Consider the following 16,003-nt stretch of genomic DNA (forward strand, 5'->3'; position numbering starts at 1 on the left):
GGACAGCTATGAAACCGCTAGAATCCACTTTTACCCCCCCTGCTAAAATGCCCCTAAAGGTGCTTGTTATCGCCGCTTGTCTCCTAAGTCTCATCGTCATCGCTGCAAACTACTCTGTGCAGTTTCACCTAGGCGACACGCCCCTAACCTTTGGGGCTTTGACCTATCCTTTTAGCTTTTTGCTGCTAGATATTTTGAGCGAGAAATACCGCCGAGCAGATGTTACAAAAGTGATCGCCCTTGCTATTTGTATCGCTTTTTACCCCTCTTATCTCTCGGCTACTACGCAAATCGCGCTTGCTTCTATCGCGGCGTTTTGTATCTCCCAGCCTGTTGATGTGGCGATTTTTTATGCGTTTAAGCGATTTTTCCCTAAGCTTTGGTGGCTTAGAAATGGATTTTCTACGATTTTTGCGCAAAGCTTTGATACACTTATTTTCTTTAGCTTTGCATTTTGGGGGGTGAAAAGCTTTAGCGAGTGTATGGATATGGCAGCGGCGGATTATACGATTAAGGCGATTGTAGGCATTATGAATACGCCGCTCTTTTATATCCTTGCCATTCGGGCAAAACGCCTATGGCGACACCTTACCTAGATCTACAAGGAGCAGAAATGAAAATAGTCAATCTTGATGTAAGCACACTTGGCGCAAATGCGGATTTTAGCGAGCTAGAGAGCTTTGGCAGCTATGTGAGCTATCCACTTACTAGCTATGAAGAGACTTATGAGCGGGTAAAAGATGCAGAGATTATCCTTACCAACAAAGTCGTGCTAGATAAGCCCCTGCTCTCTAAGCTCCCTAGTCTTAAACTTATTGTCGTAACGGCTACTGGCACAAATATCGTTGATGTAGAGTATGCCAAAGAGCGTGGAATCCCTGTAAAAAACGCCGCTGGCTACTCCACGCTAAGTGTCGCCCAGCACACGCTGACTTTTGCTCTTAGTCTGCTAAGTCAAATGCCTTATTATGATAGCTATGTCAAGCAAGGGCAGTGGGCTAAAAGTGCTTGCTTCACGCATTTGGCGCAAGGGCGGCGGGATATAAATGGGCTTGCTTGGGGGATCATTGGACTTGGGGCTATTGGGCTAAGGGTCGCAGAGCTTGCTACAAGCTTTGGGGCAAAGGTGGCTTACACCTCCACAAGCGGCAAAAACACCGCCCAAGCCTATCCGCATTTAGCCCTAGATGAGCTACTAGCTCAAAGTGATATTCTCTCTATCCACGCCCCGCTAAACCCCGCTACAAAGGGACTAATCAACGCGCAAAAGCTTGGATTGCTTAAAAAGGACTGCATTCTTATCAATGTCGGTAGAGGGGGGATTGTCGATGAGCAAGCCGTGGCAGCTAGGCTAAAGGGCGGGGCGGAGTTTTACTATGCTTGTGATGTGCTAGAGAGTGAGCCTATGAGAGGTGATCATCCATTTTTGGATTCTAGTATCCAAGATCGCTTGCTCCTAAGCCCCCATATCGCCTATGCCTATCAAAACTCGCTTAAAACCTTGGTGCAAATGAGTATCGATAATGTCAAAGAGTTTTTAAAGGCATAAGCCTTGCGCCATCTCTATCTCTCCACAAAGCCCCTTGATGAGCGAGCTAAGTCGAAATATCTTTTAAGCGATGAATTGCTTATGGAAAATGCCGCTAATGCTCTATGTGGGCTTATAGGCTCGCTCACGCATAAGGGCAGTGTGGTTACTATCGTGTGTGGCAGTGGGGATAATGGCGCAGATGGCTACGCACTAGCAAGAAAGCTTCAAGGCAGCTATATCACTAGAATCTATGAGGCAAAAGAGCCTAAATCGCGCTTATGCAAGCTCCAAAGTGAGAGGGCGCAAGTCGCAGGTGTAGAGTGGATAAAAAAGCTTCTGCCTTGTGATGTGATAGTGGATTGTCTCTTTGGTAGTGGGTTTGCTGGGGAGCTAGGTGCGGAGTTTATCAAGCTTTTAGAGCAGATGAATACTTGTGCGCGCCTAAAAATCGCGTGCGATGTCCCAAGTGGGCTAGATCTACAAGGGCGCGTGGAGTCCTATGCCTTTAGCGCGGATTATACGCTAAGTATGGGTGCGCTTAAGGTCGCGCTTTTTAGCGATGTGGCAAAGGATCTCACAGGCAAGGTGCTAGTAGGCGATCTAGGCGTATCAAGGGAGCTTTTTGAAGTGCAAAGCCCCTTTTATCTGCTTGAAGAAAGCGATTTATGCTTGCCACACCGCACCAAGCACAACTGCCATAAAGGCAGCTTTGGGCATATCGCAGTGATTGCTGGGGAGAAGGCTGGGGCGGCAGAGCTTAGTGCGATGGGAGGGCTTAGGATGGGGGCTGGGTTGGTGAGTGTGGTTAGCAGGGATTCGGCTTTACTAAAGAAACATCGGCTAACGCCGACCGCTTCGCTTGTTTTGGGTAGTCATTCCGCAGATTTTGGGGATTTTAGGGCAACCGCAGACCTCAAGTCTAGCTCTGCCCTAAAATCCCCAAAAAACTACGAAAGCAATACCGCAAATCCTAGAATCCTTATGGAAGAAAGTCAAGCAGAAAGTGAAAATCCTCAAAAATCCTGCCGCGAGCAACTTGAGCTAGAATCCACTTTTGAAAACACTCCCACCACCGCGCAAAATATGGATTCTAGCACCGCCCAAAATCTAAACAACTCGGCACAGGATTCTAGGAATGAAGTAGAATCAACTTTTGAGCAAAACGAGCAAGACACCACCGCAAAGCGCAGAATCCTTGCAGACAAACAAGCCGCGCTAGAGTCGTCATCGCGAGATTTGCCCCAGCAAATCGTGGCGATCCATAATCAAAATGCGGATTCTAGCCTTGAAGCTATGGATTGCCACGCAAGCACTAGCGTGCTTGCTCGCAATGACGGAAACAACAATCAAGCGCAAAACGCAGATTCTAGGCAAACCGCGCAAAATGTAGCCGCCCCACAGACAGAAGCAAAAGTGGATTCTAGGAATGAAGCCCAAACCCTAGAATCCACTTTTGAAAACGCCACAACTCTAAGTGAGTCGCAGGCGGCAGGATTTGCCGATGATTTTTGGGGTTTTCTAAAGAAACATCGGCTAACGCCGAGCGGTATCCCTTGTTTTCAAGCGGTAGGCGCAGGGATTTACCTAGTCGGTAATGAGCAAGCCTACCGCGCAGAATCCCCAAAAAGCGCGGTAAAGCCAACGCCCAAACCAAGCCAAGCGCAATCGCTATATAGCACCATCACCACCCATAGCGAGCTTATGTATCCCCACGCAATCCCCCCCACCGCCAATGTCCTATGCCTAGGTATGGGGCTTGGCAGTGGCTATGGATACTTGCTTGAGCCTAGCTTCATCGGCGAGAGATTGTGCGTGCTTGATGCTGATGTGTTTTATGAAAGCACATTGCCCAATCTACTAGAATCCACTTTTGCCCACAATCTTGTCCTAACTCCCCACCCCAAAGAGTTTCACGCGCTTTTGCACTTATGCGGGCTTTTTAGCGGCGATATAGCAGAAGTCGCAAACAATCGCTTCGAGCTAGCCTTGCGCTTTAGCCAAGCTTACAAGTCCCCCACACTGCTGCTTAAAGGCGCAAGTCCCATCATCGCCCACAATGCCAAGCTCTATATCAATCCCCTAGGCACACCAGCCCTAGCCAAAGGCGGCAGCGGCGATGTGCTTAGCGGCGTTATCGCAGCCTATCTCGCACAAGGCTTTAGCCCCCTACAATCCGCCATCAACGCCTCTCTAGCCCACGCACTAGCCGCTACTAAAGAGAAAAACACCTACGCCCTAACGCCCCTACGCTTAATCGAGCATTTAGGCACGCTTTAGCACTTTTCTAGCTAGATAGATTCTAGGCGGCTCTTCCCTTTCCTTGACTCGTTTTTTTTTTTTTTGTAATCTGCGCGTTTTTGGATTCTAGCCTATTATAAGGATAAGCGATGAAGCAAGCTATCAAAGCCCTTTACACGCGCGCACCACAACGCCTAAAGACCAAATTCCACAATCTCCTAAATAGCGATGGCTTTTATAGTCATAAATCTCAAGCCCTAATTGATAGGATCACCGCCCTTAGCCTGCCTATCACAGATACAGAGCTACAAAAGCGTATCATCAAGGACAATCTCTTGCTAGTTGAGATAGAGATTTCTAGCTTTTGCAATCGCACTTGCTGGTTTTGCCCAAACTCTAGCGTGGATAGAAAGAGCAAAAGCATAGAGCTACCTGAAGAAGTGTTTATGAAGCTTATTGATAATCTCGCGCAAATTGATTATGACAAGGATCTAAATTTCCATAGATTTAATGAGCCTTTAGCTGATATGGAGCTACTGCTAAAGCGCGTGCGACAGGCTAGGGCGGCTCTGCCAAAGGCGCGGTTTAGTATCTTTTCTAATGGTGATTATGCAAGTAGGGAGAATCTAGAAGCTTTGCGAGAAGCTGGGGTGGATAGTATGCTTATGTCGTATTACTACGGCAAGGATAAGTCCTATGACAAAGAGTCTGTGATACTCCCAGCTATGGAGAAAATGCGCCAAAAGCTAGGGCTAGATTATGCCGTGGTAGAAGATAATTTTCAGCAGTTTTGCGTGCAGTTTGCTATGGAGGGTATGGAGGTGTATTATCGCGTGTGGAATCCAAGCACAAGCGGGCAGTCTAGAGGCGGTGCCATAGAGTCGATGAAAAGAGCGCGAAAAGTGGATTCTGGCTGCTTCCAAGGGGCTATGAATTTTTATGTGGATTATAATGGCTTGGTGATGCCCTGCTGCCATACGCGCAGCGATGTCAAAGCGCATAAAGACTTTATCATAGGGGATTGCAATACGCAGGATATGTTTGAGATATTTTTTAGCCCAAGATTTACGCGCTTGCGTCAAGAGCTATTTATGAGCGGGGCTTGCTCGCCTGCTGTGCAGCGTATCTGTGCGGATTGTAGCGATAGGCGAAGAGAGCAGTTTCTATCACTAGGCTAGATTCTAGCGATCAAGCACGCCTAGATCAGCGGGCGATCCATTTCTTTGGGGATTGCTAGCCCCATAATCTTTAGCACACTTGGGGCGATATTATTCAGCGAGCCAGAATCCACTTTTTCCACGCCATTAGCCAGCACGAAGCACCACACATCGCCTATGGTGTGATTGGTCTTAACCTCGCCTTGCTCGCTTTTCATCTCCTCACAATTGCCGTGATCGCTTGTAAGCACCACCGCATAGCCTAGCTCACGCGCTTTGGCAAATATCCGCCCTAGCTCATAATCCACCGCTTCTACCGCCTTTAGCGCGGCTTCATAATTGCCTGTATGCCCCACCATATCGCCATTTGCGAAATTGACCACGATGAAGTCATAGGCGTTGGTATCATCGCGGGCTTCTCCCATAGCCTTTAGCACCGCATCGCCCACTTCTGGTGCGCTCATTTGGGGCTGCAGATCGTAGGTAGCGACTTTGGGGGAGGGGATAAGCACGCGCGACTCTCCTATGAAAGGCTCCTCCACGCCGCCGTTGAAAAAGAAGGTTACATGCGCGTATTTTTCTGTCTCAGCGATATGGGCTTGGCTCTTGCCAGCATCTGCTAGCACTTGGGCTAGGGTGTTTGCGGGCTTTTGCTTAGTGAAAAGCACAGGATAAGAGAAGCTCTCATCATACTCACACATCGTTACAATCCGCTCCATACGCTTAGGGCGTGGGAAATGCTCGAACTTCTCCGCCCCAAGCGCGGTGATAATCTCTCTCGCGCGATCAGAGCGAAAATTGCTCATAAGTAGCCCATCTTCACTAGCAAAGCCGCCATTTTTAGCAAACTCTCCAAAGCACATAGGCGTGATAAACTCATCTGTAATGTCTTTGGCATAGCAAGATTCTATATACTCTCTAGGGCTTTGATCTGTGTGTGGGATAGCGTGTGCTAGGGCATTGTAGGCTTCTTGTATGCGCTCCCACCGCTTATCTCTATCCATCGCATAATATCGCCCGCTAATGCTTGCTATGCTGATAGAATCCACTTTTGCACACATTGCCTCCACCTCTGCCAAAAATCCTAGCGCACTTTTAGGCAGCACATCGCGCCCATCGGTGATTAGGTGCAAAAACACGCGCTTTTTATGCGCGGCAAAAATCTCTGCCAACCCTAGAAAATGCGATAAATGCGAATGCACGCCGCCATCGCTCATAAGCCCTAGCAAATGCACTGCTTGTGTTTCTTGCATAAACTGCTGCAAAAGTGGATTCTCTGCTAGCTCATTAGAATCTAGTGCGCGAGAGATCCGCACCAAATCTTGGTAGAGCACTCGCCCAGAGCCTAGGCTCATATGCCCCACTTCAGAATTCCCCATCTGCCCCTCTGGCAGCCCCACACTCTCCCCATAAGTATGGATAAGGCTATAAGGCACATTTTTAAAGAGCCAATCATAAGTGGGCTTAGTGGCATTGGCAAAGGCATTGTAGGGGGAATCTGGCTTATAGCCGATCCCATCTGTGATGATAAGCACGCATTTTTGAGACATTGATAATCCTTTGGTGAGCGATAGAATCAAGCCTTTATTAAAGCTAAAAATATTAAACCGCTGCTCATAAAGCGCGGATAGAATCCACTTAAGATCTGCTACAATACGCGCAAAATATCCCAAGGACTCTTTTATGTATGCATTCGCAAATGCCATTCCTATCCTTAGTGTCGCTGGGAGTGATTGTAGCGGTGGGGCAGGGCTACAAGCAGATCTAAAGACCTTTGCCGCGCACGGATTGTATGGTATGAGCGTGGTGCTAAGTGTCGTAGCAGAGAACACTCAGCGCGTGATAAGTAGCATAGATATGCCTAGTGAGTCTATTTTCGCGCAGTTTGATGCGGTGTTTGAAGATATTGTGCCTAGGGCTGTGAAGATCGGTATGCTAGGCTCATCTTCTATCATCGAGAGCGTGGCTCAAAGCCTATCGCGCTATCTTCCTAGCAATATTGTCATCGATCCTGTGATGTTTGCGAAAAATGGCTTCCCACTTATGCCTAAATCTATCCGCAAGGAGTTTGCTACATCACTTATCCCTTATGCGTGCGTGCTTACCCCAAATATCCCAGAAGCTAGCGAGCTATGTGGCTTTGAGATAGCAAGCCTTGAAGATATGAAAAAATCCGCGCTAATGCTCCACAAAATGGGCGCAAAAAGCGTGCTTGTCAAAGGTGGGCATAAAGAGGACTTTGCCGATGATGTGCTTTATGATGGCAAGGAGTTTCATATATTCCGCGCTAAGAAGCTCCAAAGCACCAGCACGCACGGCACAGGCTGCACGCTAAGTAGTGCTATTGCCAGCAATCTAGCCTTGGGCGTTGGCTTGCAGGATTCTATCAAAAATGCCAAGGCTTATACCTACAATGCCATAGCCCACGCCGCGCCTCTTGGCAGGGGCTTTGGTCCTACTAACCACCTCTATGGGCTTACCCATAATACTATGGTGGGTGTGGAATTTTAGAGATTAGGAGTGTGTATGGAGTTTTTGTATAACTATATCAATGTGGTGTTTTATATCGTGGCATTTCTTGTGGGGGGGATCCCCTTTGGCGTGTTTTTCACGAGGCTTTATGGTGTTAAGATCCAGGAAGTAGGCTCAGGTAGCACAGGTGCTACCAATGTCTATCGCGCGTTGAAAGACATCGCCCCTAAGCAGGCTAAGCTGCTCTCTATCGCCACGCTTGTGCTTGATGCGATTAAGGGGCTGCTTGTGGTGCTTGTAGCAAAGCTTGTGGGGCTGCCTTATGGGGCGCAGTGGATGATCGCGCTACTAGCGATTGTGGGGCATTGTTATAGCCCATATCTGGGCTTTAAAGGGGGCAAGGGCGTATCCACGGCTATTGGCTCTGTGCTATTGCTTATCCCTATTGAAGGTGCGCTTGGGCTTGTGGTGTGGGCGATTGTAGGGAAGGTGTTTAAAGTCTCTTCGCTTTCTTCACTGCTTGGTGTGCTAAGTGGGATTGTGCTGACCTTTGTCGTGCCTTATGTCCTGCCGATCCCAGATTCTATCAATATCGTTGCTCAAATCCATAGCCACACGCCAGTGGTGTTAATCGGGCTGCTTATTCTCTACACACATATCCCAAATATCAAGCGGCTATTTTCTGGGCAGGAAAACAAGGTGCTATAAATGCCCTATGAAATCGTGCTAGAAGATTTGTGCCTTGAAGCTATCATTGGAGTCTTGCCACGCGAGAGAGAGCAGGCACAAAGATTGCAGGTAGAAGCGCGTATAGGCTATGAGCGAGATGGCAAAGGGTTTTTAGACTATGCGCAAGTGCGAGAATCTATCATCACACATTTGCAGCAAGCACGCTATGAGCTACTAGAGCAAGCCTGTGATGGTCTAGCGGCGTGGCTGTATGCGAGCTTCCCTCCTATCACGACACTCACACTCACGCTAAAAAAGCCTGATGTTTTTGTGGATTGTTGTGTGGGTGTGTGTAGGAGCTATCCTTAGGCAGTAGTAGAAAGTGGATTTTGGCACATAAGAATGACTACAATATCTATCGTGGTGGTGCGGCAGATCCACAAGTCTATCCAAGAGCTATACTCTATACTCCACTACGCAGTAGTTTGGTAGAATCTTTTTTAGCCTTTCTGTTAGGATTCTGCCTCTCTCAATAATCGCTTCATCGGTTACTGGGGTATAGCACCCATTTTTCCATTCTAAATCTATGTGTTCTTTAGCCCATTTATCCAAGTCTTTTTCTAATTGTTTTGCTTCATTGCTTTGTAAAGAGATATTGCAATCCTCTTCAATATTTTGAAAGCAAATTCCAACATCCTCTTCATCCCACAACGCATCATAATCCGCCATTACACAATAATACTTTATCTCCTTTATATCCTTTTCACTCTCAACATAAGTTTCTACATATACATCGCTCTTAAAGTGTGCTTTCAATGCCTTAGCAAGTTCTAATTTTTGCTCATCAAATGCAGTGCGAAGCTTTTTTAGAAACTCATCTGCATCATCTCTATACCAATACAGCCCATACTCATCATACAAACTCTGCCATTGTTTAAACTTCCACACTAAATCTTTTGGTAATCCCAAAAGTTCATACCCAACATTTGGAAATTCCCTTTCTTGCTTGTCGTCATTCCAAAGACTCCATATCCCACTACTATAAAATTCCCCCCACACTTGCAAATGCCACTTATGTTCGCAATGCTGATCGCCACAGGGCTTAGTCTTTCTTTTTTGCTCTAGCTGCTCTTTATGTTTTTTGCAGGAGGCTTTCATATCGCTCTAGCACGCCTTTATTTGGCTCTTTTTTGCTATTTCTCTCCATAATGTCAATAATGCTTTGTGGAATCTCTTTGTAAGTTTCAATCACATTTAATGCCATATTTCGGCAGCGTGTTACAGGGCTTTGCAGGGCAGTTTCTACAAACTCTAGCCCGATAATTTCATCAAAATTTCTAAGATTTTGCACGATGAAGCTTATATCATCATACACCCTAAACTCCGCTCCAAGCCCTAGCTCATCTTTTGGCTCACTTTTTAAAGCCTTCAAGTCAAATCGCTCCTTTGCTAAAGCACAAAGCCTTTTATATCTATCTTTAGAATCTGTGAGTGTGAGCGGATACCACTCTTTAAACTCCTTATTTTCACTAGCGATTTTAAACATATCCTCCCATATATCAATGCCAAGATGTCTAGCAATACTCCTTGCATCATAGTTAAACACATCGACACGGATAAGCCCCTCCCAATCAATATTGCTATGAAACGCTAGTTTATTGACAATATCTAGTAGCTCCTGCCTCTCACTCTCATCATATTCTAACTCCTCTTTAATGGGATCAATAAGCGCGCAAATAATGGCAAATCGCTCTATATTCATCTTTTGATTTTTGGATTCTTTGATAAACAATGCTACCAATTCTTTAGAGTGCGGATAGTCTTCAAAATGCACCTTGCTTAATCCGCAAAAGCTTTGCAGCATTTCGCCTGTGGCAATGTAGATTTTCTCTTCAAACCCCCTTTCTTGTATCAACCCTAGCAAATCGCCCTTCTCCAAACACTCAAGCACAATATGATCAATCCCAATCTCACATTTATAGCCCTCAAGCAAAATCCACTCGTGCTTTTTCTCATCATCAATTTTCACATAATCCACATAGGCGATTCTCCCCCAGCCCTTTGTGCGTTGTGCAAGATAAAAGACCTCTTCATTTTTCTCATTGCGTGCTAATGCCACGGCTACAAATCTCGCAAACTCATCTGCCAAGCCAAATTGCATTAGCATACTTATTTCTTTTTCATCAAGTCTGCAAACCCCAAGCACCGCTATACCAAACTTAATCGCCTCTCTATGCACCCCACTAAGCAGAAACTGCCTAGCAGTGTTTATGCAAAAATGCAAAAGTTTTGTGTTATTCTCCGCTTCATTCATCAATGCTTCTAAAAAATCATCAATATACCCAAGCGTTCTATGCTGGATAATAAACATATAAATCCCGCCCAAATGCTTATCTATCAATTCATCACTTAGCTCACTAGAATCCACTTCTGCAAAACACCTAAACATCGCAAGCAGCGTAGCAGCACTATTGTCTGTGTCTTTCCCCATAATGCCATCTAGCATTCCGGGCATAAAGTTCATCTTAGCAATTTCTGGCATAGCAATATGCAGACTATCATCATCTGGCAAGTCTTTATCCAAGCCATCTTCTGTCGCATTATCTATAATCCATCTAAGCAATCCTTGCTCACCGCTTATAATCTTTTCATAGCTTTGCATAATCACTCCTTTTGAATCTATAACAAAATCTAGCTATCTATAATGATGGCTTTGGCGTGGCATTGGTGCTAGCAGGCAAGATAGGATAGATATTTGTAGGGTATTTACCGCTAAGTGATTGGAAAAACTTCTCTAATATTTTTATCTCATCATCGCTTATAGTGATCCCTAGCTGTATAGATCCCATTTCTTTGATCGCTCCTGCAATGTCCCAATACTGCCCATTGTGAAAATAAGGCGCAGTGTCTAAAATATTGCGCAAAGATGGGGCTTTGATCCTGCCCTTAGCATCGCCCTTGAAGCCCCCGACCTTAGCAAATGTATAGGGCTTGATGACAGAAAATGCTCGCATAGAGCCGCCTAGATTGATGTCTGTGTGGCAGGTCGTGCAGCCTTTATCGATAAACATATTAAGCCCAGCTTGCTCATCTTTGCTTAGGGCTTTGGTATTGCCGTTTAAGAAATCATCATAGCGACCCGGGGTAGTAAGTGTCATCACAAAAAGCGCGATAGTATCGGCAATTAGCGCAGGCTGGATTTTGACATTGTTGCCATAAGCGGCTTTAAACTCATTGACATAATCTGGGATTGATTGTATGCGTGCAAGAATCTCTTGCGGCGTGGTTTGCATTTGATTTTGTATATGTGCTTGAAGCTCTAGTCTAGTCGCACGACCATCCCAAAATAGCACGCCATTAAAGATCGCGTTATACACACTTGGGGAGTTTAGATAGCTTGGATTGTCTGTCCATTTATGCCCTGCTGGGACTATATCTGTCCCGCCTAGCCCTAGATTGTGGCAGGTGTTGCACGAGATTAGGTTTGAGCGCGAGAGTCTTGGGTCAAAGTAGAGCTTTTTCCCTAGCTGAATTTGGGCTTGCGTGAGCTTGGGTTTATAGGGAGTGGCGAGCTTATGCTTTTTGGCGTAGTCTTGCTGGTATGTCTCTAGCTCTTTGCCTTGAGGCATAGGCTTTAGCCCTGCGTCTTTTGCCTTTTGTATGAGCTGCTTTGGGTCTATGGTGCTTGGCTGATTGGTAGCGGTATGGGCTGCTAGGCTAGTCATCACTACTGCTAGAGAGAGATTGCAGATGTGCTTGTAGGGGCGTGCTGGCATAGTTGTCCTTATATGGCTTATGGTGCGATAGGTGCGCTTATGGGGCTAGTGGCTTGAAGCTGGCGGATGGCTTCATACGCCACGATCCCCACACTTGTGGCGAGATTGAGCGAGCGAGCTTGCGCTGCCATAGGGATTGTGAGACATTGACTTGCGTGCTGTTGCAAGATACTTTCACTAATGCCCGCATCTTCACGCCCAAAGTAGAGAAAGCACTCTTTGTCAAATCGCGCGTGGTAGTAGGGCTTATGTGCTTTAGTCGTTAGGAAAAAATGCTTAGAATCTAGCGGATAGCTCCTCCAAAAATGCTCCACACTATCCCACTCGCATTTGTGCAAATACTGCCAATAATCCAGCCCTGCGCGTTTGAGAGACTTCTCACTAAGGCAGAATCCTAGCGGGTGGATAAGATGGAGCGTGGCATTGGTGGCGACACAGAGCCTGCCGATATTCCCTGTGTTTTGGGGGATCCTAGGCTCTATGAGAATGATATGAAGCATAGCCGCACAAAGTGGCTATCTAGCAGGACCATCGATAATGTCATCGACAGCTTGAGAGAGTGCGGCAGCTGCGGCTTTGTCGAGAGATTTGGAGTTTAAAAGATTGCTTTTTAGCAAGTCGGTGTTTAGCTTTTGGATCTTTACAAGCACCCATAGCGTGCCATCTTTGCTGACCCATTTGTTTGTGATCTTTGAGCCTGCTAGCACTTGATCGACACTATTGCGGATAGCTTGCACAGCTTCTTGATTGACACTATCTTCATCACTTGTGGCAAGCTCTTTATACTTGCTCTCAATCCTTGTAGAAATCTGTGTAGCAAGCTCCACGCGTGCTGCTGCTCCTGCTTGTGTAGTGGCAAAGCCCAAATTGCCATTTTTGACTTTCGCGCTTCCGGTAGCACTAAGCAAGTCATCATTAGATTCTACTACCCAAGCAGGTGCGCCCTCTAGGGAGGCGTTGATTTCTTTATTATCGCCTAAGCCCTTTTTGCAACCATTGATCCCAAGTATCGCCACAAGCACAAGGCTCGCAAGCACGCCAAACTTTAAAGCTTTCATCAGCAGTCCTTTGTATTAAGATTGAGCGATTATAAAACATATTTAGTTAATGCTGGCTTTAAACGAGTTGGTATATAATCGCGCCTTTAAGCGCACGACTCCCCCTATTTCACACATTACAAAGGATTCTTATGCCAAGCAAAAAGCGTGTTTTCTCCGGTATCCAGCCCACAGGCTCTATCCATTTAGGCAATTATCTAGGGGCGATTAAGCAGTGGGTGGATTCTCAAGAGCAGTATGACAATATCTTTTGCGTGGTGAATTCCCACGCGATCACCACCAAGCAAGACCCCAAGGAGCTAAGGGCAAAGACCTATGAGCTTGTGGCGATGCTTTTGGCGTGTGGGATTGATAGTGAAAAGTCTAGCCTTTTTATCCAAAGTGAGATCGATGAGCACGCGGCTTTGGCGTGGATTTTAGACTGCAATATCCCTATGGGCGATATGAGCCGTATGACGCAGTTCAAAGACAAATCCCAAAAAAACCCCAAAAATATCAATGTCGGGCTGTTTAACTACCCAGCCCTTATGGCAGCAGATATTTTGCTCTATCAAGTCGATGGCGTGCCAGTAGGAGAGGATCAAAAGCAGCATTTAGAGCTTACGCGTGATGTGGCTACGCGCTTTAATCGCGACTTTGGCGAGTGCTTCACGATCCCTAGTCCCATTATCCCAGCTCTAGGTGCGCGTGTGATGGGGCTAGATAGCCCAGAATCCAAAATGAGCAAATCCGCCAAAGGCGAGAATCACGCGATATTTTTGCTTGATAGCAAAGATGCCATTGTGCGCAAATGCAAAAAGGCAGTAACAGACTCTAGCGGGGTCATCGCCTTTGATACAAGTCGCCCCGGTGTGCATAATCTCCTAAGCATTTATCAAGCCCTAAGCCAGCAGAGCCAAGAGCAGATAGAAGAGCATTTTGCTAGCAAGGGCTATGGCGCGCTAAAGCTTGAGCTAGCTGATATGCTAGTAGCCACGCTAGAGCCGATCCAAGAGCGTTATACGCAGCTTAGCAGCGATAAGCACTATCTCCAAAGTATCCTAGATACAAGCCTAGAGCGCGTGCGCCCCATCGCTAAAGCCACTTACCAAAGAGCCAAAGAGCTTGTAGGGCTTGTGTGAGATTCTTTGCGTTAGGCTTTGCCCCCTATAATTTTGCCCGTTTGGGCTTGCTAGGCTTCGCGCTTCTTAGCTGTGCTTGTGTGGCACACGCCGCGCCTTTTATCTCGCTTGGCGATCCGCCTAAATACCGCGACACTAGCACATTCAAAGCCTTTGACTACACTAATCCCAACGCCAAAAAGGGCGGCACGCTTAAAGCCTACGCGCTAGGGAGCTTCTCCACGCTTAATGCCTTTAGCCTAGAAGAGAGTGCTGCTGGGCTAGAGCTTGTCTATGACACGCTAATGGCACAGAGTATGGACGAGCCTTATGCGCAATACGCCCTTGTAGCAAGCGATGTAGCCATCGCGCCAAATCATAAAAGCGTGATTTTTACCATAAATCCCAAAGCACGCTTTAGCGATGGCGTAGCAATTAGCGCGCAAGATGTGGGATTTAGCTTTGATATGATGCGCCAAAATCCGCTGTATAAGCAGTATTATGCTGATATTAGCGGGTATGAAATACTAGATTCTAGGCGCATTAAATTTCTCTTTACCACAAGTGAGAATAAGGAGCTGCCGCTAATCCTAGGGCAGCTTAGTATCCTGCCTAAGCATTACTATGTGCGAGATGGGCAAAACTCCTATGGCAAAGACCCCTTGCAGCTCCCGCTAGGCTCTGGGGCGTATAAGCTCACGCGCTATGAGGTGGGCAAGCTTGTAGAATATAGGCGTGATAAAAACTACTGGGCAGAGAATCTACCTAGCCGCAAGGGGCAGTTTAATTTTGATGTGGTGCGCTATGAGTATTACCGCGATGATACGGCGGCTTTGCAGGGCTTTTTGCGGCATAAATACGACTTCCGCATTGAGAGCGCGGCAAAGGTATGGGCAAATGGATATAGGCAGAGCAAGGACTCTGCCTTTAGCAAGCTTGAGATCCCCCATAGCCTGCCAAGCGGTATGCAGGGCTTTTTTATCAATCTGCGCAAAGCTCCCTTTGATGATCCGCTTGTGCGCCGCGCGATGATTTTGGCGTTTAACTTTGAATGGAGCAATGAAAATCTCTTTTTCTCCCAATATCAGCGCACGACAAGCTTTTTTAACCACTCCATTTTTGCCTCCACGCCTAGCCTAAGCAGCGATCAGCTAGAGCTTTTGCGCGTGTGTAAGGTGGATCCTGCCACGCTCTCGCACTTGCAAAAGCCCTATACTATCCCCACTGCGCCAAGCCTGCAAGATGAGCGGGAGAATCTCAAAAAAGCGCGCGATTTACTGCGCCAAGCTGGCTATGTCGTGCAAAATAATCAGGCGTATAAAAATGGCATTCCACTGCGCTTTACCCTGCTGCTTGATAACCCAGCCTTTGAGCGACTAGCGATCCGCTATGCCAGAAACCTCGCACGCCTTGGGATCACTATGGAGATACAAAAGCTGGATTCTAGTCAATACGCCAATCGCGTGAAAAGCTTTGATTATGAGATGATTGTAGGCATTATCCCCCAAAGTCTCTCGCCGGGCAATGAGCAGCGGTATTTCTTTGGCAGTTTAAGTGCGGATACACAAGGGAGCAGAAATTACAGCGGCGTGAAGTCTGCGCTTGTAGATTGCTTGATAGATAGGCTTATTAACGCTCAAGATAGAGATAGCCTAGTGCTTGCCACACGCACGCTTGATCGCGTGCTGCTTGAGCTAGACATAGTCGTGCCGCACTACTTTTTGCCAAGCTTCCGCCTAGCGATTTGGGATAATATCGCTATGCCTAAGGTGCAGCCGCTCTATGATATTAGCCCCACACTATGGTGGGATAGGCGCAAAAGTGGATTCTAGGGGGTAGGCGATTCAGCCTTGGGTGAGCAATGCGATTGATTACGCTATTTTTAGGACAACCACAGACCTCTAGTCTTGCTCTGCCCTAAAAATAGCGTAAAACAACCACAGCCCCCACCACAAAACAAGCGAAGCGGTGCAAGGCGAAGCCGCAGCAGGTTTCTTTAGTA

The 16,003-nt window shown here is 46.8% G+C and carries 15 protein-coding genes; 9 read left to right on the top strand and 6 right to left on the bottom strand.

Features of this window, described 5'->3' with window-relative positions; translation table 11 throughout:
* Positions 1-8 precede the first annotated feature (8 nt).
* The 4 genes from NYG90_RS02480 to NYG90_RS02495 all read left to right on the top strand — a co-directional run bounded on the left by NYG90_RS02480 (position 9) and on the right by NYG90_RS02495 (position 4,947).
* Positions 9-596, top strand: a complete 588-nt coding sequence (locus NYG90_RS02480; protein ID WP_285256576.1) for a queuosine precursor transporter — start codon at positions 9-11, stop codon at positions 594-596.
* Positions 597-613: 17 nt separating this feature from the next.
* Entirely contained in the window at positions 614-1,549 is a 936-nt protein-coding gene (locus tag NYG90_RS02485; protein ID WP_285256575.1) for a D-2-hydroxyacid dehydrogenase, read from the top strand.
* Between the two features lie 3 nt (positions 1,550-1,552).
* Entirely contained in the window at positions 1,553-3,808 is a 2,256-nt protein-coding gene (locus tag NYG90_RS02490) for an NAD(P)H-hydrate epimerase (protein ID WP_285256574.1), read from the top strand.
* 110 nt (positions 3,809-3,918) lie between these two features.
* Positions 3,919-4,947, top strand: coding sequence for a radical SAM/SPASM domain-containing protein (locus NYG90_RS02495; RefSeq protein WP_285264654.1), 1,029 nt, complete (start codon positions 3,919-3,921; stop codon positions 4,945-4,947).
* A gap of 20 nt (positions 4,948-4,967) precedes the next feature.
* Here NYG90_RS02495 and gpmI read toward each other — a convergent pair whose 3' ends face one another.
* On the bottom strand, positions 4,968-6,476 hold the full coding sequence (gene gpmI / locus NYG90_RS02500; protein WP_285256703.1) for a 2,3-bisphosphoglycerate-independent phosphoglycerate mutase: 1,509 nt from the start codon (positions 6,474-6,476) through the stop codon (positions 4,968-4,970).
* Positions 6,477-6,609: 133 nt separating this feature from the next.
* Here gpmI and thiD point away from each other — a divergent pair, with 133 nt between their 5' ends.
* From thiD to NYG90_RS02515, 3 genes are read left to right on the top strand one after another with little or no spacing between them, the layout of a single operon-like run.
* Complete coding sequence (thiD, locus tag NYG90_RS02505) at positions 6,610-7,437, top strand: bifunctional hydroxymethylpyrimidine kinase/phosphomethylpyrimidine kinase (RefSeq protein ID WP_285256572.1); 828 nt, start codon at positions 6,610-6,612, stop codon at positions 7,435-7,437.
* Positions 7,438-7,452: 15 nt separating this feature from the next.
* Positions 7,453-8,106, top strand: a complete 654-nt coding sequence (gene plsY, locus NYG90_RS02510; RefSeq protein ID WP_115010777.1) for a glycerol-3-phosphate 1-O-acyltransferase PlsY — start codon at positions 7,453-7,455, stop codon at positions 8,104-8,106.
* Complete coding sequence (locus NYG90_RS02515; protein WP_115010776.1) at positions 8,107-8,436, top strand: dihydroneopterin aldolase; 330 nt, start codon at positions 8,107-8,109, stop codon at positions 8,434-8,436.
* An 87-nt stretch (positions 8,437-8,523) separates the two neighbouring features.
* On the opposite strand, the gene NYG90_RS02520 is transcribed toward NYG90_RS02515, so the two are convergent.
* The 5 genes from NYG90_RS02520 to NYG90_RS02540 all read right to left on the bottom strand — a co-directional run bounded on the left by NYG90_RS02520 (position 8,524) and on the right by NYG90_RS02540 (position 12,901).
* A complete protein-coding gene (locus tag NYG90_RS02520; RefSeq protein ID WP_285256570.1) occupies positions 8,524-9,225 on the bottom strand; it encodes a hypothetical protein in 702 nt (233 codons plus the stop codon).
* Entirely contained in the window at positions 9,200-10,729 is a 1,530-nt protein-coding gene (locus tag NYG90_RS02525) for a hypothetical protein (RefSeq protein WP_285256569.1), read from the bottom strand. Before NYG90_RS02525 ends, NYG90_RS02520 begins: the two co-directional genes overlap by 26 nt.
* A gap of 37 nt (positions 10,730-10,766) precedes the next feature.
* Positions 10,767-11,792 carry a cytochrome-c peroxidase gene (locus tag NYG90_RS02530; RefSeq protein WP_285256702.1) on the bottom strand — a complete coding sequence of 342 codons (1,026 nt, stop codon included), beginning with the start codon at positions 11,790-11,792 and terminating at the stop codon, positions 10,767-10,769.
* Between the two features lie 68 nt (positions 11,793-11,860).
* Positions 11,861-12,343, bottom strand: a complete 483-nt coding sequence (locus tag NYG90_RS02535) for a tRNA (cytidine(34)-2'-O)-methyltransferase (protein WP_285256568.1) — start codon at positions 12,341-12,343, stop codon at positions 11,861-11,863.
* Positions 12,344-12,358: 15 nt separating this feature from the next.
* Positions 12,359-12,901, bottom strand: a complete 543-nt coding sequence (locus tag NYG90_RS02540; RefSeq protein ID WP_115010772.1) for an LPP20 family lipoprotein — start codon at positions 12,899-12,901, stop codon at positions 12,359-12,361.
* A gap of 131 nt (positions 12,902-13,032) precedes the next feature.
* Here NYG90_RS02540 and trpS point away from each other — a divergent pair, with 131 nt between their 5' ends.
* Entirely contained in the window at positions 13,033-14,022 is a 990-nt protein-coding gene (trpS, locus tag NYG90_RS02545) for a tryptophan--tRNA ligase (protein ID WP_285264655.1), read from the top strand.
* A 41-nt stretch (positions 14,023-14,063) separates the two neighbouring features.
* The gene (locus NYG90_RS02550; protein ID WP_434062724.1) at positions 14,064-15,833 is read left to right on the top strand and encodes an extracellular solute-binding protein; all 1,770 of its coding nucleotides are present in this window, start codon (positions 14,064-14,066) and stop codon (positions 15,831-15,833) included.
* The last annotated feature ends 170 nt before the right edge of the window (positions 15,834-16,003 follow it).

Source organism: Helicobacter zhangjianzhongii (genome assembly GCF_030249855.1).
GTDB lineage: Bacteria > Campylobacterota > Campylobacteria > Campylobacterales > Helicobacteraceae > Helicobacter_B > Helicobacter_B zhangjianzhongii.

Coding starts and splice junctions, on each gene's coding strand:
- gpmI (WP_285256703.1), bottom strand. CDS start 6,476: ATGTCTCAAAAATGCGTGCTTATCATCACAGATGGGATCGGCTATAAG.
- thiD (WP_285256572.1), top strand. CDS start 6,610: ATGTATGCATTCGCAAATGCCATTCCTATCCTTAGTGTCGCTGGGAGT.
- NYG90_RS02485 (WP_285256575.1), top strand. CDS start 614: ATGAAAATAGTCAATCTTGATGTAAGCACACTTGGCGCAAATGCGGAT.
- NYG90_RS02535 (WP_285256568.1), bottom strand. CDS start 12,343: ATGCTTCATATCATTCTCATAGAGCCTAGGATCCCCCAAAACACAGGG.
- plsY (WP_115010777.1), top strand. CDS start 7,453: ATGGAGTTTTTGTATAACTATATCAATGTGGTGTTTTATATCGTGGCA.
- trpS (WP_285264655.1), top strand. CDS start 13,033: ATGCCAAGCAAAAAGCGTGTTTTCTCCGGTATCCAGCCCACAGGCTCT.
- NYG90_RS02530 (WP_285256702.1), bottom strand. CDS start 11,792: ATGACTAGCCTAGCAGCCCATACCGCTACCAATCAGCCAAGCACCATA.
- NYG90_RS02480 (WP_285256576.1), top strand. CDS start 9: ATGAAACCGCTAGAATCCACTTTTACCCCCCCTGCTAAAATGCCCCTA.
- NYG90_RS02495 (WP_285264654.1), top strand. CDS start 3,919: ATGAAGCAAGCTATCAAAGCCCTTTACACGCGCGCACCACAACGCCTA.
- NYG90_RS02525 (WP_285256569.1), bottom strand. CDS start 10,729: ATGCAAAGCTATGAAAAGATTATAAGCGGTGAGCAAGGATTGCTTAGA.
- NYG90_RS02515 (WP_115010776.1), top strand. CDS start 8,107: ATGCCCTATGAAATCGTGCTAGAAGATTTGTGCCTTGAAGCTATCATT.
- NYG90_RS02520 (WP_285256570.1), bottom strand. CDS start 9,225: ATGAAAGCCTCCTGCAAAAAACATAAAGAGCAGCTAGAGCAAAAAAGA.
- NYG90_RS02540 (WP_115010772.1), bottom strand. CDS start 12,901: ATGAAAGCTTTAAAGTTTGGCGTGCTTGCGAGCCTTGTGCTTGTGGCG.